The organism is Streptomyces sp. NPDC033131 (genome assembly GCF_055578365.1).
Map to the genome: position 1 here is coordinate 63,552 of NZ_JBVIPA010000015.1, position 22,388 is coordinate 85,939.

Annotated in this window: 23 protein-coding genes; 15 read left to right on the forward strand and 8 right to left on the reverse strand. The window is 70.3% G+C overall.

The window, feature by feature from the left end:
- Positions 1-31: 31 nt before the first annotated feature.
- The 3 genes from ACZ5XS_RS20605 (at position 32) to ACZ5XS_RS20615 (ending at position 3,010) form a co-directional block, all read left to right on the forward strand.
- On the forward strand, positions 32-442 hold the full coding sequence (locus tag ACZ5XS_RS20605) for a (4Fe-4S)-binding protein (protein ID WP_468653266.1): 411 nt from the start codon (positions 32-34) through the stop codon (positions 440-442).
- Positions 443-515: 73 nt separating this feature from the next.
- On the forward strand, positions 516-1,709 hold the full coding sequence (locus ACZ5XS_RS20610) for an NADP-dependent oxidoreductase (RefSeq protein ID WP_468653268.1): 1,194 nt from the start codon (positions 516-518) through the stop codon (positions 1,707-1,709).
- Between the two features lie 611 nt (positions 1,710-2,320).
- On the forward strand, positions 2,321-3,010 hold the full coding sequence (locus ACZ5XS_RS20615; protein ID WP_468653270.1) for a hypothetical protein: 690 nt from the start codon (positions 2,321-2,323) through the stop codon (positions 3,008-3,010).
- Positions 3,011-3,052: 42 nt separating this feature from the next.
- Here ACZ5XS_RS20615 and ACZ5XS_RS20620 read toward each other — a convergent pair whose 3' ends face one another.
- The gene (locus ACZ5XS_RS20620; RefSeq protein ID WP_468653272.1) at positions 3,053-3,844 is read right to left on the reverse strand and encodes an SDR family NAD(P)-dependent oxidoreductase; all 792 of its coding nucleotides are present in this window, start codon (positions 3,842-3,844) and stop codon (positions 3,053-3,055) included.
- Positions 3,845-3,919: 75 nt separating this feature from the next.
- Here ACZ5XS_RS20620 and ACZ5XS_RS20625 point away from each other — a divergent pair, with 75 nt between their 5' ends.
- The 5 genes from ACZ5XS_RS20625 (at position 3,920) to ACZ5XS_RS20645 (ending at position 8,534) form a co-directional block, all read left to right on the forward strand.
- Positions 3,920-4,426, forward strand: coding sequence for a MarR family winged helix-turn-helix transcriptional regulator (locus ACZ5XS_RS20625; protein ID WP_468653490.1), 507 nt, complete (start codon positions 3,920-3,922; stop codon positions 4,424-4,426).
- 280 nt (positions 4,427-4,706) lie between these two features.
- Complete coding sequence (locus ACZ5XS_RS20630; protein WP_468653274.1) at positions 4,707-5,645, forward strand: ABC transporter ATP-binding protein; 939 nt, start codon at positions 4,707-4,709, stop codon at positions 5,643-5,645.
- Positions 5,642-6,496, forward strand: a complete 855-nt coding sequence (locus ACZ5XS_RS20635; protein ID WP_468653276.1) for an ABC transporter permease — start codon at positions 5,642-5,644, stop codon at positions 6,494-6,496. Before ACZ5XS_RS20630 ends, ACZ5XS_RS20635 begins: the two co-directional genes overlap by 4 nt.
- Before the next feature lie 110 nt (positions 6,497-6,606).
- Positions 6,607-7,872, forward strand: coding sequence for a sensor histidine kinase (locus ACZ5XS_RS20640; protein WP_468653278.1), 1,266 nt, complete (start codon positions 6,607-6,609; stop codon positions 7,870-7,872).
- On the forward strand, positions 7,869-8,534 hold the full coding sequence (locus ACZ5XS_RS20645; RefSeq protein WP_468653280.1) for a response regulator: 666 nt from the start codon (positions 7,869-7,871) through the stop codon (positions 8,532-8,534). The genes ACZ5XS_RS20640 and ACZ5XS_RS20645 overlap by 4 nt, the downstream gene beginning before the upstream one ends.
- 246 nt (positions 8,535-8,780) lie before the next feature.
- On the opposite strand, the gene ACZ5XS_RS20650 is transcribed toward ACZ5XS_RS20645, so the two are convergent.
- Positions 8,781-9,344 (reverse strand): snapalysin family zinc-dependent metalloprotease, encoded by a 564-nt coding sequence (locus ACZ5XS_RS20650; protein ID WP_468653282.1) that lies wholly within the window; start codon positions 9,342-9,344, stop codon positions 8,781-8,783.
- Between the two features lie 236 nt (positions 9,345-9,580).
- Between ACZ5XS_RS20650 and ACZ5XS_RS20655 the strand changes: the two genes are divergently transcribed.
- Together ACZ5XS_RS20655 and ACZ5XS_RS20660 are read left to right on the forward strand one after the other, a co-directional pair.
- A complete protein-coding gene (locus tag ACZ5XS_RS20655) occupies positions 9,581-9,898 on the forward strand; it encodes a hypothetical protein (RefSeq protein WP_468653284.1) in 318 nt (105 codons plus the stop codon).
- Between the two features lie 315 nt (positions 9,899-10,213).
- Positions 10,214-11,074 (forward strand): glycoside hydrolase family 16 protein, encoded by an 861-nt coding sequence (locus tag ACZ5XS_RS20660; RefSeq protein WP_468653286.1) that lies wholly within the window; start codon positions 10,214-10,216, stop codon positions 11,072-11,074.
- 181 nt (positions 11,075-11,255) lie between these two features.
- On the opposite strand, the gene pgm is transcribed toward ACZ5XS_RS20660, so the two are convergent.
- The 3 genes from pgm to ACZ5XS_RS20675 form a co-directional block, all read right to left on the reverse strand.
- On the reverse strand, positions 11,256-12,896 hold the full coding sequence (gene pgm, locus ACZ5XS_RS20665) for a phosphoglucomutase (alpha-D-glucose-1,6-bisphosphate-dependent) (protein WP_468653287.1): 1,641 nt from the start codon (positions 12,894-12,896) through the stop codon (positions 11,256-11,258).
- Between the two features lie 380 nt (positions 12,897-13,276).
- Positions 13,277-13,717 (reverse strand): OsmC family protein, encoded by a 441-nt coding sequence (locus tag ACZ5XS_RS20670; protein WP_468653289.1) that lies wholly within the window; start codon positions 13,715-13,717, stop codon positions 13,277-13,279.
- A 105-nt stretch (positions 13,718-13,822) separates the two neighbouring features.
- Entirely contained in the window at positions 13,823-14,209 is a 387-nt protein-coding gene (locus ACZ5XS_RS20675; RefSeq protein ID WP_468653291.1) for a winged helix-turn-helix transcriptional regulator, read from the reverse strand.
- A 127-nt stretch (positions 14,210-14,336) separates the two neighbouring features.
- On the opposite strand from ACZ5XS_RS20675, the gene ACZ5XS_RS20680 reads away from it, so the two are divergent.
- Together ACZ5XS_RS20680 and ACZ5XS_RS20685 are read left to right on the forward strand one after the other, a co-directional pair.
- Positions 14,337-15,164: an NAD(P)H-binding protein gene (locus ACZ5XS_RS20680; RefSeq protein WP_468653293.1), complete on the forward strand. Its 828-nt coding sequence runs from the start codon at positions 14,337-14,339 to the stop codon at positions 15,162-15,164.
- A gap of 611 nt (positions 15,165-15,775) precedes the next feature.
- Positions 15,776-16,450, forward strand: coding sequence for a hypothetical protein (locus ACZ5XS_RS20685; RefSeq protein ID WP_468653295.1), 675 nt, complete (start codon positions 15,776-15,778; stop codon positions 16,448-16,450).
- A 192-nt stretch (positions 16,451-16,642) separates the two neighbouring features.
- On the opposite strand, the gene ACZ5XS_RS20690 is transcribed toward ACZ5XS_RS20685, so the two are convergent.
- The 3 genes from ACZ5XS_RS20690 to ACZ5XS_RS20700 all read right to left on the reverse strand — a co-directional run bounded on the left by ACZ5XS_RS20690 (position 16,643) and on the right by ACZ5XS_RS20700 (position 20,268).
- Positions 16,643-16,774: a hypothetical protein gene (locus ACZ5XS_RS20690; protein WP_468653296.1), complete on the reverse strand. Its 132-nt coding sequence runs from the start codon at positions 16,772-16,774 to the stop codon at positions 16,643-16,645.
- A gap of 75 nt (positions 16,775-16,849) precedes the next feature.
- Positions 16,850-19,219, reverse strand: a complete 2,370-nt coding sequence (locus tag ACZ5XS_RS20695) for a glycoside hydrolase family 65 protein (RefSeq protein WP_468653298.1) — start codon at positions 19,217-19,219, stop codon at positions 16,850-16,852.
- Positions 19,220-19,392: 173 nt separating this feature from the next.
- Entirely contained in the window at positions 19,393-20,268 is an 876-nt protein-coding gene (locus ACZ5XS_RS20700; RefSeq protein WP_468653300.1) for a universal stress protein, read from the reverse strand.
- 174 nt (positions 20,269-20,442) lie between these two features.
- On the opposite strand from ACZ5XS_RS20700, the gene ACZ5XS_RS20705 reads away from it, so the two are divergent.
- The 3 genes from ACZ5XS_RS20705 (at position 20,443) to ACZ5XS_RS20715 (ending at position 22,357) form a co-directional block, all read left to right on the forward strand.
- Positions 20,443-21,006 (forward strand): GNAT family N-acetyltransferase, encoded by a 564-nt coding sequence (locus ACZ5XS_RS20705; protein WP_468653302.1) that lies wholly within the window; start codon positions 20,443-20,445, stop codon positions 21,004-21,006.
- 154 nt (positions 21,007-21,160) lie between these two features.
- Positions 21,161-21,694 (forward strand): TerD family protein, encoded by a 534-nt coding sequence (locus ACZ5XS_RS20710; protein WP_468653304.1) that lies wholly within the window; start codon positions 21,161-21,163, stop codon positions 21,692-21,694.
- 147 nt (positions 21,695-21,841) lie between these two features.
- On the forward strand, positions 21,842-22,357 hold the full coding sequence (locus ACZ5XS_RS20715) for a hypothetical protein (protein ID WP_468653306.1): 516 nt from the start codon (positions 21,842-21,844) through the stop codon (positions 22,355-22,357).
- Positions 22,358-22,388: the final 31 nt, after the last annotated feature.

Consider the following 22,388-nt stretch of genomic DNA (forward strand, 5'->3'; position numbering starts at 1 on the left):
CGCCGGCCGCCGAAGCAGTGAGGAGATCGGTATGAGCGGCAAACCCGAGAAGAAGGCCTACAAGGCGCCGGAGATCACCGTCACCTTCGAGGCGAGGCGCTGTCTGCACGCCACCGAGTGCATCAGGGGCCTGCCCGAGGTCTTCGACGCGAACAGGCGTCCGTGGATTCAGCCCGGTGCCGCCCCGGCCGATCGGCTGGCCGAGGTGGTACGCCGCTGCCCGTCGGGGGCGCTGCGGTACGAACTGGCGGAGGGCGGGAGAGAGACACCGGACCGGCCCACCCGGATCACCCGGACCCCTGCCGGACAACTGCTCGTACGCGGCGAACTGTCGCTGGACACGGAGGAGGGGACACACGCGGAGACCAGGGCCGTGCTGTGCGGTTGCGGAAGCAGCCGGCTCCAGCCGCACTGCGATCACTCCGGCCCCTGCGGCCGATGACACCGGCGGTGACCTCCGCCTCCACCCGTTTGCCCGAACCGTTGGCCCAGGCAAGACACGGAGTTGAACAAGGATGTCCCTTGCTCTGCAGTTCTCCGAATACCGCACCAGCGAAGTGCTGCGCATCGTGGACGTTCCGGCGCTCGCCCCGGGCCCTGGGCAAGTCCGGCTCGCGGTACGGGCGGCGGGCGTCAATCCGTTCGACTGGAAGGTCATGCAGGGGTTCATGAGGCAGATGATGCCCATCGATCTTCCAGCGGGCCTCGGTTCGGACATAGCCGGAGTGGTCGACCAGGTCGGGGACGGAGTGACCGTCTTCGCCGTCGGCGACGAGGCCCTCGGGACCTCGCTGACTCCGGCCTACGCCCAGACCGCCGTCGCCGACACCGGCGCGCTGGTCGCCAAGCCGGCCGCGATTCCCTGGGAGATCGCCGGAGCTCTTGCGGGTTCAGGCGGAACCGCGTGGACGGTCCTCGAACGTCTCAAGGTCGTCCAGGGCGAGACGCTGCTGGTCCATGCCGCTTCCGGTGGCGTCGGCACGTTCGCCGCCCAGCTGGCCGTGGCCCGCGGTGCGCGCGTGATCGGCACCGCGAGCCAGGCCAACCACGAACGTCTGCGCGCGCTCGGCGTGTTGACGGTCGGCCACGGCGAGGACCTCGCCGGCCAGGTACGGGCGATCGCCCCCGAGGGGGTCGACGCCGTACTCGACGCCTCCGGCCGCGGCGAGATCCCGCTGTCCATCGAGCTCGCGGGAGGCCCCGACCGCGTCCTCACCCTCATGGCCTTCGACGCCGCACCCCTGGGCATCCAGGTCCACACGGACGGCGCGAGCGGCAACGGCGTCCGGGCCTTGCACGACATCCTTCCCCTCATCGGAGAAGGCCGGCTGCAAGTCCCCGTCTGGCGCACCTACCCCCTCGAGGAGGCAGCCGCCGCACTCGACCTGAGCCGTACGGGACACGTCGGCGGCAAGATCGTGCTGTTGCCCTGGTCGCATGCCCCAGTCGCGTCACGGAGCCGCACCGCCCGGCCTGACGACGCGCAGGAACGTCACGGCAGGTCGGCAGGCCGGCAAGCCGACTCACCGCGGGAACGGCGCAGCTCTCGGTCAGATCAGCCGGATGCCTGTGGATCCGCTCGTCCCAGCATGTCGGCGAGCGGAGTACCGGTTCGTGCCGCCGTGACGCGACGTGCACGCACCTGCGCTCGGGTGCGGGGGCGGAACTTGGGTTCCTTGCCGCAGCCGCAGGGTTCACGGCCCTCGTAACGCAGTCCGGCGTCGAGCACCGCAGCGACGACGGTCCATGCCTGGGTGTCTCGGCGCCGTGGTGCCGCGAAGTCGTGGCCGGCGCAGGCCATCGGCTCCGCGCAGCGGGGGCACCGGTGCTCGCCGTGCCTGGGGTGCCGCTTGAACGCGACACGGCAGGGCACGCACGCGTAATGCAGCTTGTAGAGCTTCTCGGCGTAGTGGCACACGAGGTGAACGTACCCGGCGGGGTCGCGGCCGACGAGATGCTTTTCGTGGCGAGGACGGGACGGGACAGGCTGGGTGAAGTGCGGTCCACCGATGACCAGGCCGGCAATTCGGGCCTGCGCAGCCGGGGCCGGGGCCGACCTCAGGACTGCCCGGTTGCGGAAAGGAAGGGCGACCTCAGGCTGCCTGATCTCCTCGTTGTCCGCCTGCTTCTGACTGGACGAAGCTATGGCGACGGGTCTGCAACGCCACTTCGGCGGAGGGCCTTCCAGGGCGGCCAGGAGAGGTGAGTGATGACAGTGCCGAGCACGGACGGCACCCACGGGACGGCAGGGCCGCCGCTGCCTCCGCCAGGCGCTGGCCTGCACCCGCCCGCCCCACGGTCACCGGGCAGGCCGCGGCTCATGGGCGCGGCATTGATCATGTTGTCCCTGATCCCTGCACTGGGCTGCTATCTCGTGTTCACCGCGTGGCTGCCCTCCGAAACGAAGCGATACCAGGACTACGTGGCGGCCGAGCCGTGCCCTGACCGCGCGCCGGCGGAAGCGTGGGAGGACTGCCTGCACACGGTCTCTTTCACCGTCGAGAACACGAAGATCAAGCGGAGCAGAAGCGGCAGCTACCAGGCGGCCTTGTCCGGCACGCCCTTCTGGAACGGAACCGTGACCTTCGGCGATCAAGGACCGCTGCTGGAGCGACTTCGGTCGGCAGACCGGGTCACCGCCACCGTGTGGCGCGGGCAGGTCATGACGGTCAGCAAGGGAGACGTCCGGCAGAGTACCTCCGAAGAACCACGCGACGAGCCTCAGATGACAGTCGCCATCGGCACGTTCCTAGGTCTCCTCACGGTGACGGGGCTCTGGTTCGGCGGGGTGCGGATGGCCCGGCCCCTTGGCCATGAGCCCTTCACCTGGCGCCCGTACGGCAAACCGCTGCTCATCACCATGGGGATCACCTGTGCCGGCCTGGGGTTGCCCGCCGTATGGCTCGGCGTCCCGTCGTGGATCGTGCCCACCGTCGCCGTACCGGTCGTGGCGTGCACGGCCCGGCTGCTCCACCAGCACCGGAGGGCGAGTGCCGCCCGTAGTGCGTGATGACAGGCAGGCCCCTTTGGCAGGGCACACCCCATGACCTTCCTAGACTCGCGGACCGGTGTAGCGAGCCGCGAGTGTGGGCTGGTTGCCGCCCGTGACAAACGCGGTCTCCGCCGTGAGCAAGGCCTGAAGGGCGGAGTCCTGTCCCTCCAGACCAGGGGCACAGACGGTCTCCCCGAGGCGTAGCCCGGCAAGGCTCGCCGACGCGACGTCCTCGGGCGTCATCGCCCAGGGGATGCTGTGGCCCGCGCCGCTGTTCCACTCCGTTGCCACAACGCCGGGGCACAGCACCTGGACGCGAACCGGGGTGTCGGCGAGCTCAAGGGCGAGCGTGCGGGTGAACCCCAGAGTGGCGGCCTTCGCGGCGACGTACAAAGTGCGCCGAGGTGCTCGCGAGTCCGTGAAGCCCGCGCTGAAGGCGAGGAGCGAGGCGACCGTGACGATGGTGCCTTCGCCCGCCGCGAGCATGGCGGGAAGTGCGGCGTGGACCAGCCGGACAGGGGCGACGGCGTTGAGGGTGAGCAGGCGGTCGATGTCGGCCGACTCGACTTCGGTGAGCGGGGCGTAGCCGCCTGCGCCGGCGTTGCTGATCAGCGTGCGGACGTCCCCGGCGGCCAGGCGGTCGGTGACAGCGGCGATGCCGTCGTGGGTCATGAGGTCGGCGGGCAGCACCTCGACGGCGGCCCCCTCGGCGCGGAGCTCTTCGGCGAGCTCGGTGAGCCGGTCGGCGCGTCGCGCCACCAGGATGAGGTCGTGATCGTCTGCCAGGAGCCGGGCGTATGCGGCGCCGATACCGGAGGAGGCGCCAGTGACGAGAGCAGTGGTGCGTGTCATGCGAAACAGTGTCATCAAACGCTGGGTTTCTGTCAAACGTTTGATGCTCGTGAAGTACCGTACTCTTCTCGCGTGATGGGAAACAATGAGGAGTCCCTCGGCCCAGACGCTCTCGACCACGAGGAGCCCGTCGGGCTCGACGCCCTTGACCGGGTGACGTGGGCCTTGCGTCGCGCGGAGTTGGCCGTGCAGACACTCAAGGAGCAGCGACTGCGCCCACTGGGCCTGGCGGCCCCGCACTACACGCTCCTGATCTCCGTGCACGCCGACCCGGGGCTGACCGGCGCCGAGCTGGCCCGCCGCCTCAACGTCACCCCCCAGGCCGTCGCCTCACTGGTGGCGCGCCTGGAGAGCCGTGGACAGTTGGAGAGACGCGAGCACCCGCGCCACCGTCATGTGCAGGAGCTGCACCTCACCGACGCCGGACGCGAGGTGCTGCGCGCGGCCGACAAAGTGATCGCCGGCATCGAGCTGCAGATCACCGGTGGTCTCGGCCCGAAGGAGACCACGCACCTGCGGGCGCTGCTCGACCAGGTGGCCGAGACGGTTCGCGAGGAGCGGCCCAGCGGCCCTGTCGTCTGAACGGCACCCGCAAGCGGGACCGGCGGGCGTAGGAGCCCAGGAGGCGTTCCTCGCGCCGGGGGCGACCACCGCGTGGTCGACGGGACGTACACCGCGAACATCGTCGTCTCCGCCCACTCCACAAACGTTCGATCACGGCGAGCGACGGCGAGCGTCACCCCAAGGTCGCTGCCGTCGACAGCGGCGTACTGCGGTCGTGGTACGGACAGTGACCGCCGTGGGGCGACGCAGGAACCCGCCGCCGTGCACGAACCTTGAGGCCTCAACCCGGAGGTGGATTGTGATCGAGGTGAACAACCTCAGTAAGAGGTACGGCGACAAGCTCGCGGTCGACGCGCTGAGTTTCACCGTGCGTCCTGGAGTGGTGACCGGGTTTCTCGGACCCAACGGGGCGGGCAAGTCGACGACGATGCGGATGGTCATGGGGCTGGACCGGCCGTCGTCCGGAACGGTCCGCGTCAACGGTCGGCCCTACGAGCAGCACAAGGCCCCACTGCAGGAGATCGGGGCGCTGCTGGAGGCGAAGGCGATCCACCCCGGGCGCTCGGCATATCAGCACCTGCTCGCGTTGGCCGCGAGCAACGGCATCCGCAAGCAGCGGGTGCTGGAAGTGATCGACATGGTCGGCCTGACGGAGGTGGCCCGCAAGCGGGCGGGCGGCTTCTCGCTGGGCATGGGGCAGCGGCTGGGCATCGCCTCGGCACTGCTCGGCGACCCGCACATCGTCATGCTGGACGAGCCGGTCAACGGCCTCGATCCCGAAGGCGTGCTGTGGATCCGCAACCTGCTGAAGGATCTCGCGGACCAGGGGCGGACCGTCTTCGTCTCCTCTCACCTGATGACCGAGATGGCGTTGATCGCCGAGGACCTCATCGTGATCGGGCGCGGCCGACTGCTGTCGGCGGGCCGGCTCGCCGACTTCGTCGCCCAGTCCTCCGGTCGGAGCGTACGGGTGCAGTCGCCGCAGGCCGCGTCCCTGCGTGACCTGCTGGTGGGTGACGGTGTCTCGGTCACCAGCAGCCGGCCGGGCGTGCTGGACGTCCAGGGACTCGAGGCCCCCGAGATCGGCGAGCGCGCAGCGGCGGCCGGGCTGGTGCTGCACGAGCTGTTCGCTCAGGAGGCGTCGCTGGAGGAGGCGTTCATGGAACTGACCCGCGACGCCGTCGAATACCACGCCACCACCTCCGAGTTCGCCGCAGCCGGAAGGACGAACCGATGAGCACCACCGCCCTCGACACACACGACACGCAGGACACGCAGAAGACGACCGGGACCGCCGGTGGGCATGCGGGCGGTCAGCGGGTGACCTTCGTGCGGGTCGTCCACATGGAATGGATCAAGCTGCGGTCGCTGCGCTCGACGCTCTACACGCTGGCGATCACCGTGGCGATGGTCGTCGGCCTCGGGTTGCTGTTCAGCAGTGTGGTCGGCTCGGGAGACGGTCCTGGAGAGGATGATTTCGGTGACCCGACCTCGATCAGCCTGGGCGGGGTGATGCTCGCCTCGCTCGCCGTCGCGGTGCTCGGGGTACTGATGAGTGCCGGCGAATACGCCACCGGGTCCATCCGCGCCACGCTGGCCGCGGTCCCCTCACGCCTGCCGGTGTTGTGGGGCAAGGTGATCGTCTTCGCCGTGGTGAGCTTCGTCCTCATGTCGGTCGCGGTCCTGGGGGCCTTCCTGGCCGGTCAGTCGGTCCTGTCCTCACGCGGTCTGGACACCACCGCGCTGTCCGATCCGGGGGTGTTGCGGGCGCTTTTCGGCGCGGCGGTCTACCTGACCGGTGCCGGGCTGATCGGCCTGGCGGTCGGCGTCCTGCTGCGCAACACCGCCGGTTCCATCACGCTCGTGGTGGGGGCGCTGTTCGTCGTGCCCGGTCTGATCCAGCTACTGCCGAGCACCTGGAACGACGCCATCGGCCCGTACTTGCCGTCGAACGCGGCGAACGCGGTCATGACGGTGCGGACGGCCAGTGACTCGCTGTCACCCGGGGCCGGGCTCGCGGTGTTCGCCGGTTACATCGTGGTGCTCCTGGCCGGTGCGGCCGTACTGTTCAAGCGACGCGACGCGTGACTCCGGTCTGCCGCGGGCACACCGCCACCCCACTCGTACACCCGCAGGCGTGAAGACAGGCGGCCACATGTGTCCGCAACCGAGGATCTGTCCCAAGGAACGGTGAAGCCGTGATCGGACCGGCGTCGCTGCGACGGATGACCGGCGCTCACCCGCGCCTGCTGGATGCCGCCCTCGCCACCCTCGTGGGCGTCGCCGGCCTGCTGCCCCTGCTGTTCGGACGGTGGCCCGACGGTGTACGACCGTCGGGCGCCGACGCCGTCGCCGCGGCGGCCGCGTTCCTGCTGGTGCTGGCCCGCCGCAGGGCACCACTGCCCGTCCTGACGCTGGCAGTGCTCGGGGAAGTGGCCTTCACCGTCCTCGCGTCATATCCGTCGCGCATGCTGAAGTTCGCCGCCTTGATCGCGGTCTACACCGTGGCCCGGACGGTCCGTCGGCGGATCGCCCTGATCGCCGTCTCGGGGACGGCCCTCTCCCTGTACGCCGTCATCACCCACGCGACGGATTCGGCCGCCGGCCCGGAGAGCGTCGCCGTGTTCGCCTGGACCGGGATGTTCGCCGCCGTCGGGGTCACCGTACGCACCTGGCACGAGTACGCCGCCGCGATGGAGGAGCGAGCACTGCGGGCGGAGGCGACCAAGGAGGAAGAAGCCCGCCGTCGGGTCGCCGAAGAGCGGCTGCGCATCGCGCGGGAACTCCACGACGTGATCGCCCACCACATCGCCCTGATCACCATTCAGGCAGGGGTCGCCGGTCACTTCCTGCGCGGCCGACCGGATCAGGCCGAGGTGGCGCTCGGGCACATCCGTGACGCCGGCCGTACCGTCCTGGACGAACTGGGCCCCCTGTTGCACGTACTACGACAGTCCGGCGACGAGACGGACGAGACGCAGCCGACCGAACCGGTGCCCGGTCTGTCCCGCCTCGGCGGGCTCCTCGAATCCTTGACCGCCGCCGGGCTGAGCGTGCGTCACCGGCAGGCCGGCCACCCTCGCCCCCTGCCGACCGCCATCGACCTGGCCGCCTATCGCGTCATCCAGGAAGGGCTGACCAACGCACACAAGCACGGCGCGACCGCCGAGGCGGACCTGTTCGTCGACCACGGGCCCGACGAACTGCGCATCCGGATCACCAACCCGCTGCACTCCGGCCCCCGCCCGGGGTCGGCCACAGGCACCGGACACGGGCTGACGGGCATGCGCGAGCGCGCCCACGCGGTCGGCGGCAGCCTCCACGCCGGAGCGGACGCCGACGGTCGGTTTCATCTCGCTGTGCATCTCCCCCTGCCCGCGGCCGGACCACCGACCGCCACCCGCGCGTCGGACGGGTCCGGCACGGCCCTGCGCGCGACCGCCGTCAAGGGGAGGCAGGGATGAGCATCCGCGTTCTGCTCGCCGACGACCAGGCCCTCGTGCGCGCCAGCTTCCGCATGCTCATCGAGTCGGAGCCGGACCTGGAGGTCGTCGGAGAGGCGTCGACAGGCGAAGAGGCGGTCGCACTGGCCCGCAGCACCCGAGCCGATGTGGTGCTGATGGACATCCGGATGCCCGACATGGACGGCCTCGCCGCCACGCACGCCATCTCGGCGGACGAAGACCTCGCGGGCGTACGGGTACTGATCCTGACGACCTTCGAAGCCGACGAGCACGTCTTCCAGGCGCTGCGTGCCGGGGCCAGCGGGTTCCTCGGGAAGGGCGTGGAGCTGTCCCACCTCCTCGACGCCATCCGGCTGGTCGCCCGCGGAGAGGAGCTGCTGTCACCCCGGGCCACCAGGGCACTCATCGCCCACTACCTCGCCACACCCGACAGGACGAGCGCTCCGACCCCGGAGTTGACGACCCTGACCGAGCGCGAGCGCCAGGTGCTCCTCCTGGTGGCCGCCGGCCTCTCCAACGACGACATCGCCGAACAGCTCCACGTCTCGCCCTGGACTGCCAAGACCCACGTGAACCGCATCATGACCAAGCTGGGCGTCCGCGACCGCGCCCAACTCGTCGTCATCGCCTACCAGACCGGCTACGCCCACCCGGGCGCTTGATCAACCCCTCGCCATGAACGCCTGGGAGCGGGGGCGCTGTCCATTCCCAGCACGCCCCGGCTCACGCCGCTCCGGAACCCGCATCTTGCCGGTCCAGGGCTGACGGCGGGCGGGATTCCGGCCATCCGGTGGTTCGTCCACGCCGCCAAGCGGCCGCCCGGGGTCAGGGCGGCAGTGACCGCGGTCGCCGACCGGAGTGCGCGGCGACGGGCTGTCCCCGTTCCCGTCCCCGCGCACGTCCCTCGATCAGTCCACGATCAGCACGTTGCGGGCAGCCGGTGCCGGAGCGGCAGGCGCGGTACCGAAGTTGCCCTCGACCTCCGCCTTCTCGGCGGCGTTCGGGTACGGGTTCGTACAGGCGACGCCGGCGCTGGAGCCCGACATCAGGCTGGTGCAGGGGCCGGGTTTGCGGTCCGGCAGGCCGAGGATGTGGCCGAGTTCGTGCGCCGAGATCCGGACCGTGTCGTAGCCCTCGTTGACGGCCTGTCGTCCGATGTAGACGGTTCCGTTGCCGAGCGAGGTCGTCTGTGCCCGGGGCCAGCCGTTGTCGGCCAGGATCCGGATGTTGGCGCGCTGCCCGGCGGCCGCCGGGCGCAGCTCGACGGTGTCCACGCTCTCGTTCCAGATCGCTGCGCCCCGTTCGACGGCGGTCCTGAACTCGGCCGACGCGCCGGCGTCGTAGGTGACGACACGGGCCGCGAGGAGCTGATCGCCGGAGCCCGGCTTGGCCGCGTAGGCCTGGCCACCGGCCAGGGTGAGAGCCGCCGTCAAGGCAGCGGTGAAGCCGTGGACGAACGCGCGCGAGTACATGGTCGGCCTCCTGTGGGGGGAGTTGAGGAAGTCATGTTCATGCCACACACTGCCAGCTCCCTGCCCACACCGCACAGGCCTCAATCCGTCAAACCGCACCTCCACCGACTCGCCGAGCCGCGGCTCCACGCCATGTGTTCACGGCCGCGGACCGGGCAGACGCGCAGGGAGTATGTGACGGTTGAGGGTGCGGAAGGGGCAAGAGGGCGCGAGTTGCACAGTCGAAAGGAGTCCCGGTGACCACCTATGTCATCACCGTCCCTGGCACGTTCCTCCGAGGAGTTCCGGGCGACGTCCGCTCAGAGATCGAGCGCAGGCTTCGACCTCAGGACCCCAGGAACACCGATCTCGGGGAGAGCGAGGAGTTGCGTCTGCTGACGGTGGAGGAGGACGGCATGTTCGCCGCCCGGGTCGAGGTCGAGGCCGCCGATCAGTCGGGAGCCGAGGACGAAGCGGTGCGGCTGGTCTCCCGGGCCCTGCGGGACAGCGGTTTCGCAGAGGGGGACGCCGCGTTGGGCTCGGCGATCGTGACCGGCATCGACCGCGAGTTCTGAAGCGGTGTCCTGAAGGGAGGTTCCGGGCCGTCCCGAACAACGTGAGACCCCCGAGGCTCGCTGCCCCTCAGGCCCGGCCATGACGGAGCGGTGCCGTCCGGTTCACGGCTCGTTCACGGGGTGGCGCCGCACGGACCCACGGGCGAGGATGCTCCTTCGCGGAGTGCCTCCCCGCGCGGTTCCGGGCCGTACCCCGGAGCCCATTGATCTTGCGGGGCACGGGACGACGGACGACGGCCGGCAGCTGAACCTCGAGGGAGCCTGGGGATGGGTTCACACGCAGCGCCACACCCTCACAGCAAGCGAATTCTGTTGATGTCCGTGGGGCTCATGCTCGTGGCCACGGTCCTCGGGTTCCCACGGGCCGACGCGGCGCCCGCCGCGGCCGATGCCTGCCGCGGTACGGGCGCGAGTCTGCCCCGCGGTGACTGCGGTCCCTTCTGGCAGGTCCTCGCGGAGGACTTCAACGGCGACCGGGTGCCGCTGGGCGCGTTCAGCGACTGCGATCACCACGTCGACACCTCCGCCGCCTACTGCGGCGGGCTGAGCGGGGAGTTCCGCGACAACTGGTGGGCCTATCCGACGGGCTGGCGTGACACGGCCAACAGTCGGGGCCGGGATGTGGTGGGTGTCTACCACCCGGAAGACACCGTGAGCGTCGGTCCTGCGGCGAACGGCGACGGGAGGATGTTCATACGGATGTGGCGACCCGGCAACGGAGGCCCGGTGCATGCCGCCGCGGTGGTGCCACGTGCGGTCATGCAGATGAAGTACGGCAAGTACAGCGCCCGCATCAAGGTGACGACACTGGCTCCGGGCTACAAGTCCGCCTGGCTGCACTACGGCCGGGGCTGCGAGATGGACCATCCCGAAGGCGAGTGGACCGGCCCCCTCACCGCCTTTCACCATCCGTGCGGTGGCGGCAAGCAGGGGTACTTCCCGGGAAGCGACGACTGGACCGAGTGGCACACCGTGTCCACCGAGTGGACCCCGGGCAACGTGCGGTTCTTCGTCGACGGCCGGCAGACGGGGCACGACACCCGCAACGTGCCGAATCACCCGCTGTCCTGGGTGCTGCAGAACGAAAGCGCGCTGCAGGGGCCCGGGGCGGCTCCGGGCAGCAGCGCGCAGCTCGACATCACCTGGGTCGCGGCCTACGCGTACGACTGGAAGTGAGGTGCCGGGCACCGGGTGGGCGACGCCGGGTGCACGTCGTCGTCGAGCACCCCTGCGCCGGCTGCGTACACGTGGCCGCTGCGGCTGGTGCCTGAGGAGCGGTGGGTGTGGCTGACGCCGGGCGGGGGCGCCGGCGCGTTCCGCTGCGCCGTCGCCCGCAATCCCGCCCGCGTCCGGGCGGTCAGCCGCCGAGGGCCGCCATCACCACGTCCTTGGCCTCCTCCTGGACCCGGCGCAGGTGGTCGGGTCCCTGGAACGACTCGGCGTAGATCTTGTAGACGTCCTCGGTGCCCGAGGGGCGGGCGGCGAACCACGCGTTCTCGGTGGTCACCTTGATGCCGCCGATGGCCGCCCCGTTGCCGGGAGCCTCGGTGAGGACGCCGGTGACCGCCTCACCGGCGAGAGTGTCCGCGGTGACCTGCGCGGGCGAGAGCCTGGCGAGCAGCGCCTTCTCCTCGCGGGTCGCCGGGGCGTCGATGCGGGCGTAGGCGGGATCGCCGAAGCGGGCCGTCAGGGCGGCGTAGTGCTCCGACGGGGTCTTCCCGGTGACGGCGGTGATCTCGGAGGCCAGCAGCGCCAGGATGATGCCGTCCTTGTCGGTGGTCCACACCGAGCCGTCGCGGCGCAGGAACGACGCGCCGGCCGACTCCTCGCCGCCGAACCCGAGCGAGCCGTCGACCAGACCGTCCACGAACCACTTGAAGCCGACGGGCACCTCGACGAGGCGCCGGCCGAGGTCGGCGGCGACACGGTCGATCATGGAGGACGACACCAGGGTCTTGCCGATGCCGGTGTGGGCGGGCCACTGCTCCCGGTGGGCGTACAGGTAGGCGATGGCGGCGGCCAGGTAGTGGTTGGGGTTCATCAGGCCCGCGTCCGGGGTGACGATGCCGTGCCGGTCGGCGTCGGCGTCGTTGCCGGTGGCGATCTGGAAGCGGTCGCGCTGCTCGATGAGGGAGGCCATCGCGTACGGCGACGAGCAGTCCATACGGATCTTGCCGTCCCAGTCCAGCGTCATGAAGCGCCAGGTGGGGTCGGCGAGCGGGTTGACCACGGTCAGGTCGAGCCGGTGCTCCTCGGCGATCCGGCCCCAGTAGGCGACGGAGGCCCCGCCGAGCGGGTCGGCGCCGATACGGACGCCGGCGGACCGGATCGCGTCCAGGTCCAGGACGGCGGGCAGGTCGGCGACGTAACTGCCGAGGAAGTCGTGGCGGCCGGTGCCGGCGGCGCTGACGGCCCGGGCGTAGGGGATACGGCGTATGTCCTTCATTCCCGCCGCGATGATCTCGTTGGCGCGGTCCTGGATCCAGGAGGTCGCCTCGGAGCCGGCGGGGCCGCCGCTGGGCGGGTTGTACTTGAAGCCGCCGTCGGCGGGCGGGTTGTGCGAGGGGGTGACGACCACGCCGTCGGCGAGGCCGGTGCTGCGGCCGCGGTTGTGGGTGAGGATGGCGTGCGACACGGCCGGGGTGGGCGTGTAGCCGTCGGTGACGTCGATGAGCACGGTCACGTCGTTGGCGGCGAACACCTCCAGCGCGGTGACCCGGGCGGGCTCGGACAGGGCGTGGGTGTCGGCGCCGAGGAAGAGCGGCCCGTCGGTGCCCTGCGCGCTGCGGTACTCGCAGATGGCCTGGCTGGTCGCGGCGATGTGGTCCTCGTTGAACGCCGTGTTCAGGGACGACCCGCGGTGTCCTGACGTACCGAACGCCACCCGCTGCCCCGGATCGGCAGGATCAGGGTGCAGCGAGTAGTACGCGGTGACCAGCCGCGCGATGTCGACGAGGTCCTCCGGACCGGCCGGCCGACCCGCTCGTTCATGCTGCATGTCCGTTCCTCCGCATAACTTGCTCCGACGCTCGACGTCCCATCTTTCCTCGTCACGGCACAGGTATGCGAGAGGGCTCGGCGTCCAGGGGCGGCGAGCGGGCCTCTGCCCGGCAACGGGTGGGCGCGAGGGGCCCGCCGCCCTGGCGAGAACCACGCGGCGGACGGCATGCGGGGCCACTCCTCGACCGACCGACCGGCGCAGGCCCGCCGCTGCGCACACGGTGCGCGCATCTGGCCCCCGGCCCGTCGGCCTGGGACGCGAACCCCGGTCCGGGCGGTGACGACCGCCGACCTCCGTTTCCGGACCGTACGAGGCGGGCGGCGAGCATCCCGGCCCGGCCGTACAGCCCATCCGGCGGCTCGGAACCCTGACAGACGTCAGGCGTCCTCGACCGCCGCGGTGACGGGCGTGCCGATCTCCACCGTGCGGCTGACCGTGCAGAGCCGGTCGTGCGAGGTCTTGACCGCCCGCGGGAGGATCGCTCGGGCACGATCCGCGCCGTCGACGTCCGGGAAGGCGACGGAGAAGGTGACCGCGAGGTCGGTCATCCGGTTGCCGGACTCGTCACTGGTCTTGTTGCCGGTGACCGCGACGGAGAACCTGAGGGGCTCCGCGTGCCGGCTGGTGGCCACATCGACGTCCACCGCCGTGCAGCCTCCGAGCGCGGCGAGCAACAGCTCGACCGGGGTGAACTCGGCGTCCGCGTGAGGATCGGAGCCGGTGCCGAAGCTGATCGTGCCGCCGCGAGCGTTCGTCGCGGTGAAGTGGCCGGTGCTGGTTCGCTCGATGGTGACGGAGCGCAGAGAGTCGTCGGTCATGCCGCCGACACTAGAGGGCGAGTCAGCCGAGCGCTGGACGATCGCGTCTGCGTACCGCGCCTGCGGATCGAGAGGCGGCGAACTCGGCGCAGGCCTCGCCGGCTGTCAGCGGGTACGGCGGCCGCGAGGCCGTTCCCTGGCGTCGTACTCCTGGCGGGCCTGCTCCACCTCGCCCAGGTTGACCGACCAGTCGGCGAGGGCCGCGAAGAGCGGAGCCAGGCCGCGGCCCAGTTCGCTGATCTCGTACTCCACCCGCGGTGGAACCTCGGGGTGGTAGGTGCGCACGACAAGCCCGTCGCGTTCCAACTGCCGTAACCGGTCCGTCAGCACCTTGGGTGTGATGGTGGTGATGCGGCGCTCCAACTCCACGAACCGATGCCGCCCGTAGGTGTGGAGCGCCCACAGGATCGGAGTGGTCCACCGGCTGAAGACGATGTCGACCACGGGGGCGATCGGACATGCCTGTTCGGGGGCGACGTCGACAACGTCCATACCAGCCGCCGGAGTTGTGTTGTGGGTCACAACGAGCCCTTCTCTCCATTACTTTCCTGTAGGTACCTACTATCCCCGCGTTGCTAGCTTCCGTGTGTCCACAGAAGCACCGACAACGGGGGCGAACATGATTGTGGTGACCGGAGCCACGGGCAACGTCGGGCGGCCGCTGGTGCGGGCGCTCGTGACGGCTGGTGAACAGGTGACCGCGGTGTCCCGAGGGATCTCCGCGCGGGACACGCCTCCGGGGGTACGGCACCATCAGGCCGACCTGGCCGAGCCGGCCGGCCTCGCGCCCGCTCTCGCAGGTGCTGACACGCTGTTCCTGCTCACCTCGGGCGACTTCGTATCCGCCGGCGGCAGTGTCAGCGGCGTCCTCGATGTCGCGCGGGCCGGGGGGATCCGCCGCGTTGTGCTGCTGTCCTCCCAGGGTGTCGCCACGGGTAGCCACCCTTCGATGCTTGAGGACGCGGTGACGCAGTCGGATCTGGACTGGACCCTGCTGCGGCCGGGAGGGTTCGACTCCAACACCTTGCAGTGGGCCGACATGGTCCGCACCCAACGGGTGGCCCGCGCACCGTTCGGTGATGTCGCGCTGCCGACCATCGACCCGGCCGACATCGCCGAGGTCGCCGCCGTGACGTTGCTGGACGGCGGTCATGCCGGCGGGTCATACGAGCTGACCGGGCCGGCACCGGTCTCACCTCGGCAGCAGGCCATGGCCATCTCCGAGGCGCTGGGGGAACCGGTGCGGTTCGTCGAGCAGAGCCGAGCGGAAGCCCGGGCGCAGATGCTGCGGTTCATGCCCGAGCCGGCTGTGGAAGCCACCCTTGACATCCTGGGCACGCCGAAAGCCGCGGAGCAGCGGGTGAGCCCCGACGTCGAGCGAATCCTCGGCCGCCCGCCCCGCACGTTCACCGAGTGGGCTGCCCGCAACATCGCGGCCTTCAAGTAGGTGCTGTGCGACCCGGGCGGTCGTAGGGAGTGAGCGTGAGCGTCGGCTGGTGGTCCAGACATGGCGGACGGGGCCACGTACAAATCTGCTGAACCGTGCCGTCCCGGGGGGGTGCACCTGCACTCCCCCGTCACCTGACCCGGCCACGACTGACACGGCCATCTCTCGGCATGCTGACGGCGCCCATCGGTGATGTTCCCGTATCGAGGTTCCGTCCACACGTTCGTCTCTGTCAATTCACGGCATCCGCTGTCACCCCCGTCGTGGCGCCCACCCCGACACCAGGCCCACATCCGCCACCACCAACGGTTCACCGTCAACTTCCGCTCTTTGTAGGGTTGTTGGGCATCGCAGGCACAGTCATGGCACCGTCCCTCAGGAGCACACATGGCTCGCCTACCGCAGGCTTGAGGCGGTCCACGGTGAGGGGTCAACTCGTCTCAGACTGTTCAAGGGAGGACACCCGGCTTCCGGTTGTCCGTACTATCGCTACGGCAGGGCACTGTGCATGGGGTTTGACTGCCGTCTGCAGACATACTCCAGGACAACAGCACACGCTTGTGTCAGGCCCGTCGACTTCGGCCTTCGGCCGAGGAAAGGTTGTGCGTCCCATGTCTGAGAACGCTTCCGCCACCGAACTGTCATCGCAGTACACCGCTCAGGTCAGTGCCGACCTCGAGCGCAACACCAAGGAGCAGGACCGAGTCGGCGCGGAGATCGCCGCCCTGCAGGAGCAGTTGACCGCCCTGCAGCGCGACCACGAGGTGCTGGTCAGCATCCAGCGCGCCATCGGCACCGAGCCGCCTTCGGCCAAGGGTGTGGCCAAGCCTGCCCCGTCGGACAGTGTCGCGGTGCCCGCTCCCCGGAAGAAGTCCACCGCCAAGAAGACCGCCGCCAAGTCCGGCCCGGGCAAGCGCGCCCGGACGACGAAGACCGCCTCCAAGCCTCGCGCCGCCGCGACGGACAAGCCGGCCGCCGAGAAGCGCGCAGACACGACCGAAGCCGCCAAGACCGCACAGCCGACCCTGGTCGACCTGGTCCGCGGCCACCTCGCCGAACAGAGCGAACCCCGCTCGGCGGCCGAGATCGCCACGGCCCTCGGCCAGAGCCATCCCGACCGCAACATCAAGACGACCGTGGTGCGTACCACCCTCGAAGGGCTGGTCGCCAGGACCCAGGCGCAGCGCAGCAAGCAGGGTGCGTCCGTCTACTACACCGCACCCGACGCGGCGGCGCAGGCGGCATCGCCGAAGGACGAGAAGCAGTCCGCCTCAGCCGACGCCTGAGCCGACACCGCCGATCCGCGCAGGCGGTCGGGGATCCGCCTGGTCCTGACCGCCGCCGCGTCTCATCACCATGCTGTCCGGACGACCTCCGGGACGTTGTGCGCATGCTCCGTCCGGACACCGACGCAGCTTCGTAGCGTGTCGTGTCGCCGGGAGGGCCGGATCTCACGTGGACCTGGCCTGCCCTCTCCGTCACTGTCGCGCCGCATGCCGTTCGGTGGCATCGATGTAGGCGTGGAGGACCTGAGGCGAGCGGACGAGCATGTCGATCTGTTTCGTCCAGCCCGGTTCGAGGTCAGGGGCCGTGCCGGTGATTGCGACCATCGGCACCCACCTCGCCTCACCTCGCCTTGCCAGGAGCAGTCGGCGTCAACCGCGGCTGACCCGGCCGGTCTCAGGTCAGTCCGGGAGCAGCAGTCGGCATGTCTCCCCCGGCTGCACCGAGACCGAGCGGTCGGGCAGCCGGACGTCGATGGGTGACCGGTCGGAGGACGGGACCGCGATCTCCAGGCTCCCTCGCTCCATGCGCAGTCGCACGCCCCAGTGCCCCTGGTACTGGAGGGCGAATCCGTAGGAGGACAGCTCCGGCAGCGGCACCGGGTCCAGCCACAGGGCGCCCCGGCGGGTCTCCAGCCCGGTCAGTCCGCGCTGGACGAGGTCGAGGGTGCCGGCCATGGCGCCCAGGTGGACGCCCTCGCCTGTGGTGCCGCCCTGGAGATCGGCGATGTCACCCTTGAGTGCTTCCTGGCAGAACGTCCACGCCTCGGCCCGCCGGGCCCGGGCCAGCACCCAGCCGTGCACCAGCCCGCTGAGTGTGGAGCCGTGGCTCGTGCGGGCCAGGTAGTAGTCGACGGTGCGCCGCCAGGTGTCCTCGTCGAGCCGGTGGCCCAGTCTGTGGAACAGGCCCTGCAGTTCTGCCGGTGAGAAGAGATAGCCGAGCATCAGCACGTCCGCCTGCTTGGACGCCTGGTAGCGGTTGACGGTGTCCCCCTCCGCCTCCAGGATCCGGTCCAGGCGGCGGATGTCTCCGTACCGCTCGCGGTAACCGTCCCAGTCGAGCTCGGCGAGGTCGCCGTAACCGGCGAACTGGCTGATGACGTCATCGTGGAAGGGCACGTGGAGCGTGCGGGAGACGTCCTGCCACAGTTCGAGTTCACCACCGTCCAGCCCCGTCCGCTCGACGAGTTCGCGTCGGCGCGGTTCGGGCAGGTCGTCCAGTACGTCGAGGGTGCGGGTGAGGACCCAGGCCGCCGTGACGTTCGTGTAGGCGTTGTCGTCCAGGCCGGGCTCCGACGCGCCGGGACAGGCATCGTGGTACTCGTCCGGGCCGACGACGCCCCGGATGCGGTGCCGCCCGAGACGGTCGTCGTAGGTGGCCGAGTCGGCCCAGAAGCGGGCGATCTGCAGCAGCATCTCGGCGCCCTTGGTGTGCAGGAACTCGGCGTCCCCGCTCGCCTCGCAGTACTGCCACACGTTGTACGCGATCGCCGACCCGACGTGGTGCTGCAGGTGGGAGTGGTCGGGCAGCCAGCGTCCCGAGCGTGGGTTGAGATGGAGCTGCTGGGTCTCCTCACGGCCGTCGCTGCCGCTCTGCCAGGGGTAGAGCGCGCCTTGGCGGCCGATGCGCCCGGCGGCTGCGCGGGCCTGCCCGAGGCGCCGGTGACGGTAGTGCAGCAGGGCGCGGGACACCTCGGGGAAGTGCAGGTTGAGATACGGCAGGACGAACAGCTCGTCCCAGAAGACGTGTCCGCGATAGGCCTCGCCGTGCAGTCCCCTCGCCGGTACCCCCGCGTCGAGGTCGGCGGTGTGCGGGGAGAGTGTCTGCAGCACGTGGAAGAGGTGCAGCCGCAGAATGGCACCCGCGGCGCCGGGCACGTCGAGTTCGGCCCGGCGCCACAGCTGGTCCCAGGCCGTGAGATGCGACTCCAGCAGGTCGTCGAAGCCCGGGGCGCCGCTCACCCGGTCGATCGCGGAACGCAGCGGGTCGCTGATCGCCGGGTCGCGCGAGGTGTGCAGGGCGACGGTCTTGTCGACGGTGGCCGTACGGTCCGGTGTCAGACGCAGGTGTACCCGCTGGACGGCGCGCTCGGATGCGTGACTGTTCGATACGGGCTCGTCCGTGGTCAGGCGGGCTGCCATGCCGACGCGGATGTCCGACGTACGCGTACGGCAGCGCAGCCACACGGTGTCCGGGGTGGCGGTGCCGGTGTGCACGTGGGTCAGGTGGCGGCCGTCCAGCTCCCGGTAGCGCGCCACTCCCGCGTTGGTGACGGCTCCGTCGAGGGCCGCCTCGACGTCGACCTCTCCGGAGAAGTCCTCGGCGGTGAACTCGGTGCGCAGCGCGGCCAGGTGGGGGTCCGCCATGTGCACGATGCGCAGTTGGCGCACGGCCAGGGTGCGGCCCTGCCCTAGGTCGTACCGCGTCACGCGTTCCAGCATCCCCGACGACAGGTGGACCAGCTGGCGGTGCTCGAGTACGGCCGCCGTGTCGGGGACGAGCCACTGCTCGCCGCGGACGCGGAAGCGCAGTGGCAGCCAGTTGGGCAGGTTGACCATGTCCTCGTTCTCGACCTGGCGGCCCGCGACCTCGGAGGTGAGTCGGTTGTAACAGCCGGCCGCGTACGTCCCCGGGTAGTGCACGTCGTCCGCGTCGCATTCGGGCAGCGCTCCGCGGGTGGCGAAGTAACCGTTGCCCAAGGTGCACAGGGATTCCCGCAGCCTCTCCTCCGCGGGGAGGTAGCCGTCGTACTCCCAGATCCAGTCCGTCACTTCGGCGTACCTCCCGCGAGCGGGCTCGCTCAGATCCCGTACCACGATGTCGGCACCGTGCCGCAGCAGTCTCTCTCGTGCCGGAGCCGGCGGCGCGGTCCACGCCGACGAGGAGAGCCGAGCCACCACTACGGCCCGCTGCCCGCCGGCCGCACCTCCCCGGTGCCCATGGATCAGTCCCGTTGCGGCACGATCGCCACCGGGCAGTGCGCGTGATGCGGCAGGGTGTGGCCGACTCGGCCCAGCTGGAGACCGAAGTGGCCATGCCTGCGCCTGGCCCCGATGATCACCAGGTCCGCGGCGGCCGACCGGTGCAGCAGGACCTTGCGGGCCGGGCCCTCGACCGTGGTCCTCCGTACCTCGACACCCGGGTACTCCGTCTCCGCGTCCTGGAGTGCCGCGTCGAGCAGGGCCGATGCCCGCTCCTCGTGGTAGCGCTCCGCTTCGCCGGCGGGCGGAGGACGGTCCGTCCTCTCGTGTGCTGGGCAACGCCAGGCGCGCACGGCATCGAGAGTGCACTTGCGGGCCGCGGCCTCCCGGAAGGCGAACCGCACCGTCTCACCGCACGTGTCGGCGCCTCCCACACCGAACAGAATGCGCTCGTGGGTTCCCTGCAAGGCCGCCTTGTCCCCGCGGACCACGATCACCGGGCAGGTGGCACGGGCCGCCACTCCGAGGCCGACCGAACCGAGGAGGACTCCTTTCAGCCCGCCACGGCCGCGTGACCCCGTCACCAGGGCGGATGCGTTGTGGCCCGCGCGCAGTAGTGCGTCCACGGCCTCGTCCGCCGGCAGCTCGGCCGACACCGGCACGCCCGGGTTGCGGCGCCTGGCACGTTCGGCGGCGGATCCGACGATGTTCTGCGCCATCGCCTGCGCGGAGGGACGATCCACGGTGCCCGGCGAAACGGCACCTTCGTAGCGCTCCCACTTGGAGGCATGGACGAGCCGCAGCGGCAGACCGAGCCGGGCCGCTTCGTCCACCGCCCAGTCGACCGCCAGGAGGCTGGAGTCCGATCCGTCGACGCCCACGATCAGGGGCAGCTCCATCGTCCCCACCGCCTTTCGTACGGCTGCGTGGATCTCACGGCCAAGGGGCTCTACCGTCAGCGTCGCACCGCGACCGGGCGGGAGGGAGGGGTGACCCGGCACTCTTCCGGCGAATGAGCTGCCTGAGCCGGACCCGCTGCGGGAAGCCGCTCCCGGGTACGTAATACTCTCCCAATGAATTCGAGCGTTACGCCTGGGAGCGGGCCGATCACGGTACGGCGGGCCGTCGCGCGGGACGCCAAACGGCTCACACGCCTCGTGCGTGGCTCGCGCGCCTACGAAGGGCAGTACGCGGCCATGGTGGCGGCCTACCGGGTGGGTCCCGACTACATCGAGACCCACCGTGTCTTCGTAGCCGTCGCCGCCGACGAGCACGAAAGCCGTGTCCTCGGGTTCTACTCGCTCGTCCTCCTCCCGCCGGAGCTCGACCTGATGTTCGTCGCCGACGGAGCACAGGGACGTGGCATCGGACGGCGGCTCGTCGCGCACATGAAGGCCGAGGCCCGCACCGCCGGGCTCGACCACGTCCGAGTGGTGTCGCATCCCCCCGCCGAGGGCTTCTACCGCAGCGTGGGTGCGGTGCGCACCGGGACGGCGGCCGCAAACCCACCCGCCGTGGTGTGGGACCGTCCCGAGCTGGAGTTCCGCATTCCGTCCGACCCGGCGAAGGCGCCTGGCAGGGTCCTCGAGGGCAGTCCGACGGTGCCGACCGGTCCGGGTCTTGGCGGAACGGCGTAGGCAGTCGTCCAGGGCGGGCCCACGGCCGGACGACGACACCGCGACGGCATGCGCGGTAAGCGGGATCAGAGGCTTCAAGGGGCTGACCCGGAGCCATACTTGACAGTGCGGGGGAATCGTCCCGTGGTGGCATGGCGGAGAGAGGAAGCGGCCAGTGGGCAGCGTCAGCAGGGGACTCGGCAAGGCCGAAGTGAAACTCAAGTGGGACCCGAGCGCCTGGAACCAGCCGCCTCATCATCTCGACATCATCGCCACGACGTACTCATCGGACGAGCCCTACGGACAGCCGGTGTACGTCGTCCACTTCGACAGCCGCTCACCGGACGGCACCATCAACATGAGCCGGCACAGCCAGACCGGCCAGGGCTTCGGCTTCGTCGAGGCGATGATGCTGGAGTTCCACCGCCTGGCAGCCTCCTTCGCCCGGGTGGTCGTGGGGGTGGCCATCCATCAGAACAGCGGCCCCAAGACGTTCGGTGACATATCGAATGCGGGAGTTCTGGTCCTCGACGGCTATACGGAGCTTCTGAAGGACGACTTCGCGCACGTCGCCGGATCCACCGCCACGACGGTCGCGGAGTTCACCAAGGATGACTCCGACAGGTGGGAGTTCCACGAAATGATCCGCGGTTTCGACTGCGACCCGACGGTCTTCGCCGTCGAGATGGGCAACGCCCCGAGGCTGTGAGCAGGTGGCCTTCAGGGGCGTCCGCAGACGCGCAAGGCAGGCATAAAAAACGCGTAAAGGCTGCCGGAATCCGGCAATGACCGGTGCAGTGGGCACATGGGACCATCCCCACGGCGTGTCGGCAAGGACCGCGAGGGGGGAAGATCAGTGACTCTGTTTCTGGGTCTCGGCGTCGCAGGTCTCGTGCTGCTGGTGCTCGCGCTCGTCTTCGACGGTGTCCTCGAAGGGCTCTTCGACGGCGTCGGCGCGCTGGAGGGGCTCTTCGACGGGCTGCTGTCGCTCCCGGTCATCGCCGGGTTCGTCTCGATGCTCGGCTTCGGCGGGGCGATCGTGCTCGGCACCACCGGTCTCGGGGCGGGGGCCGCGGCGGCGGTGGGGACGGGCGCGGGAGCCGGGGCGGGCTGGCTGACCTGGCGGCTCAGCCGGGCCCTGATGCGGGAGGAACCCGGCACGAGCCCGCGGGGCACGGACCTGGTGGGTACGTCCGGCTCCGTGGTCACGCCGATCCCGGCCGACGGCTATGGCGAGGTGCTGCTGTACCGGGCGGGCCAGCCGGTGAAGTACGCCGCCAAGAGCGCTGCCGCTGTCGAGCGCGGTACCGAGGTGTGGGTCGAACAAGCCCTGTCGGCCACCTCCGTGGCAGTACGCCCGGTCGACCGCTGAGCTCTCGTCCGTTTGTCGTTGTCGTTCATTC

Excerpts from the sequence above, each read along its gene's own strand:
- ACZ5XS_RS20675 (WP_468653291.1), bottom strand. The coding sequence starts at position 14,209 with ATGGACGTTGTCGACGTCGCCCCCGAACAGGCATGTCCGATCGCCCCC.
- ACZ5XS_RS20680 (WP_468653293.1), top strand. The coding sequence starts at position 14,337 with ATGATTGTGGTGACCGGAGCCACGGGCAACGTCGGGCGGCCGCTGGTG.
- ACZ5XS_RS20620 (WP_468653272.1), bottom strand. The coding sequence starts at position 3,844 with ATGACACGCACCACTGCTCTCGTCACTGGCGCCTCCTCCGGTATCGGC.
- ACZ5XS_RS20615 (WP_468653270.1), top strand. The coding sequence starts at position 2,321 with ATGGGCGCGGCATTGATCATGTTGTCCCTGATCCCTGCACTGGGCTGC.
- ACZ5XS_RS20645 (WP_468653280.1), top strand. The coding sequence starts at position 7,869 with ATGAGCATCCGCGTTCTGCTCGCCGACGACCAGGCCCTCGTGCGCGCC.
- ACZ5XS_RS20700 (WP_468653300.1), bottom strand. The coding sequence starts at position 20,268 with ATGGAGCTGCCCCTGATCGTGGGCGTCGACGGATCGGACTCCAGCCTC.
- ACZ5XS_RS20625 (WP_468653490.1), top strand. The coding sequence starts at position 3,920 with ATGGGAAACAATGAGGAGTCCCTCGGCCCAGACGCTCTCGACCACGAG.
- ACZ5XS_RS20605 (WP_468653266.1), top strand. The coding sequence starts at position 32 with ATGAGCGGCAAACCCGAGAAGAAGGCCTACAAGGCGCCGGAGATCACC.
- ACZ5XS_RS20685 (WP_468653295.1), top strand. The coding sequence starts at position 15,776 with ATGTCTGAGAACGCTTCCGCCACCGAACTGTCATCGCAGTACACCGCT.
- ACZ5XS_RS20650 (WP_468653282.1), bottom strand. The coding sequence starts at position 9,344 with ATGTACTCGCGCGCGTTCGTCCACGGCTTCACCGCTGCCTTGACGGCG.
- ACZ5XS_RS20660 (WP_468653286.1), top strand. The coding sequence starts at position 10,214 with ATGTCCGTGGGGCTCATGCTCGTGGCCACGGTCCTCGGGTTCCCACGG.
- ACZ5XS_RS20670 (WP_468653289.1), bottom strand. The coding sequence starts at position 13,717 with ATGACCGACGACTCTCTGCGCTCCGTCACCATCGAGCGAACCAGCACC.
- pgm (WP_468653287.1), bottom strand. The coding sequence starts at position 12,896 with ATGCAGCATGAACGAGCGGGTCGGCCGGCCGGTCCGGAGGACCTCGTC.
- ACZ5XS_RS20705 (WP_468653302.1), top strand. The coding sequence starts at position 20,443 with ATGAATTCGAGCGTTACGCCTGGGAGCGGGCCGATCACGGTACGGCGG.
- ACZ5XS_RS20635 (WP_468653276.1), top strand. The coding sequence starts at position 5,642 with ATGAGCACCACCGCCCTCGACACACACGACACGCAGGACACGCAGAAG.
- ACZ5XS_RS20610 (WP_468653268.1), top strand. The coding sequence starts at position 516 with ATGTCCCTTGCTCTGCAGTTCTCCGAATACCGCACCAGCGAAGTGCTG.
- ACZ5XS_RS20690 (WP_468653296.1), bottom strand. The coding sequence starts at position 16,774 with ATGGTCGCAATCACCGGCACGGCCCCTGACCTCGAACCGGGCTGGACG.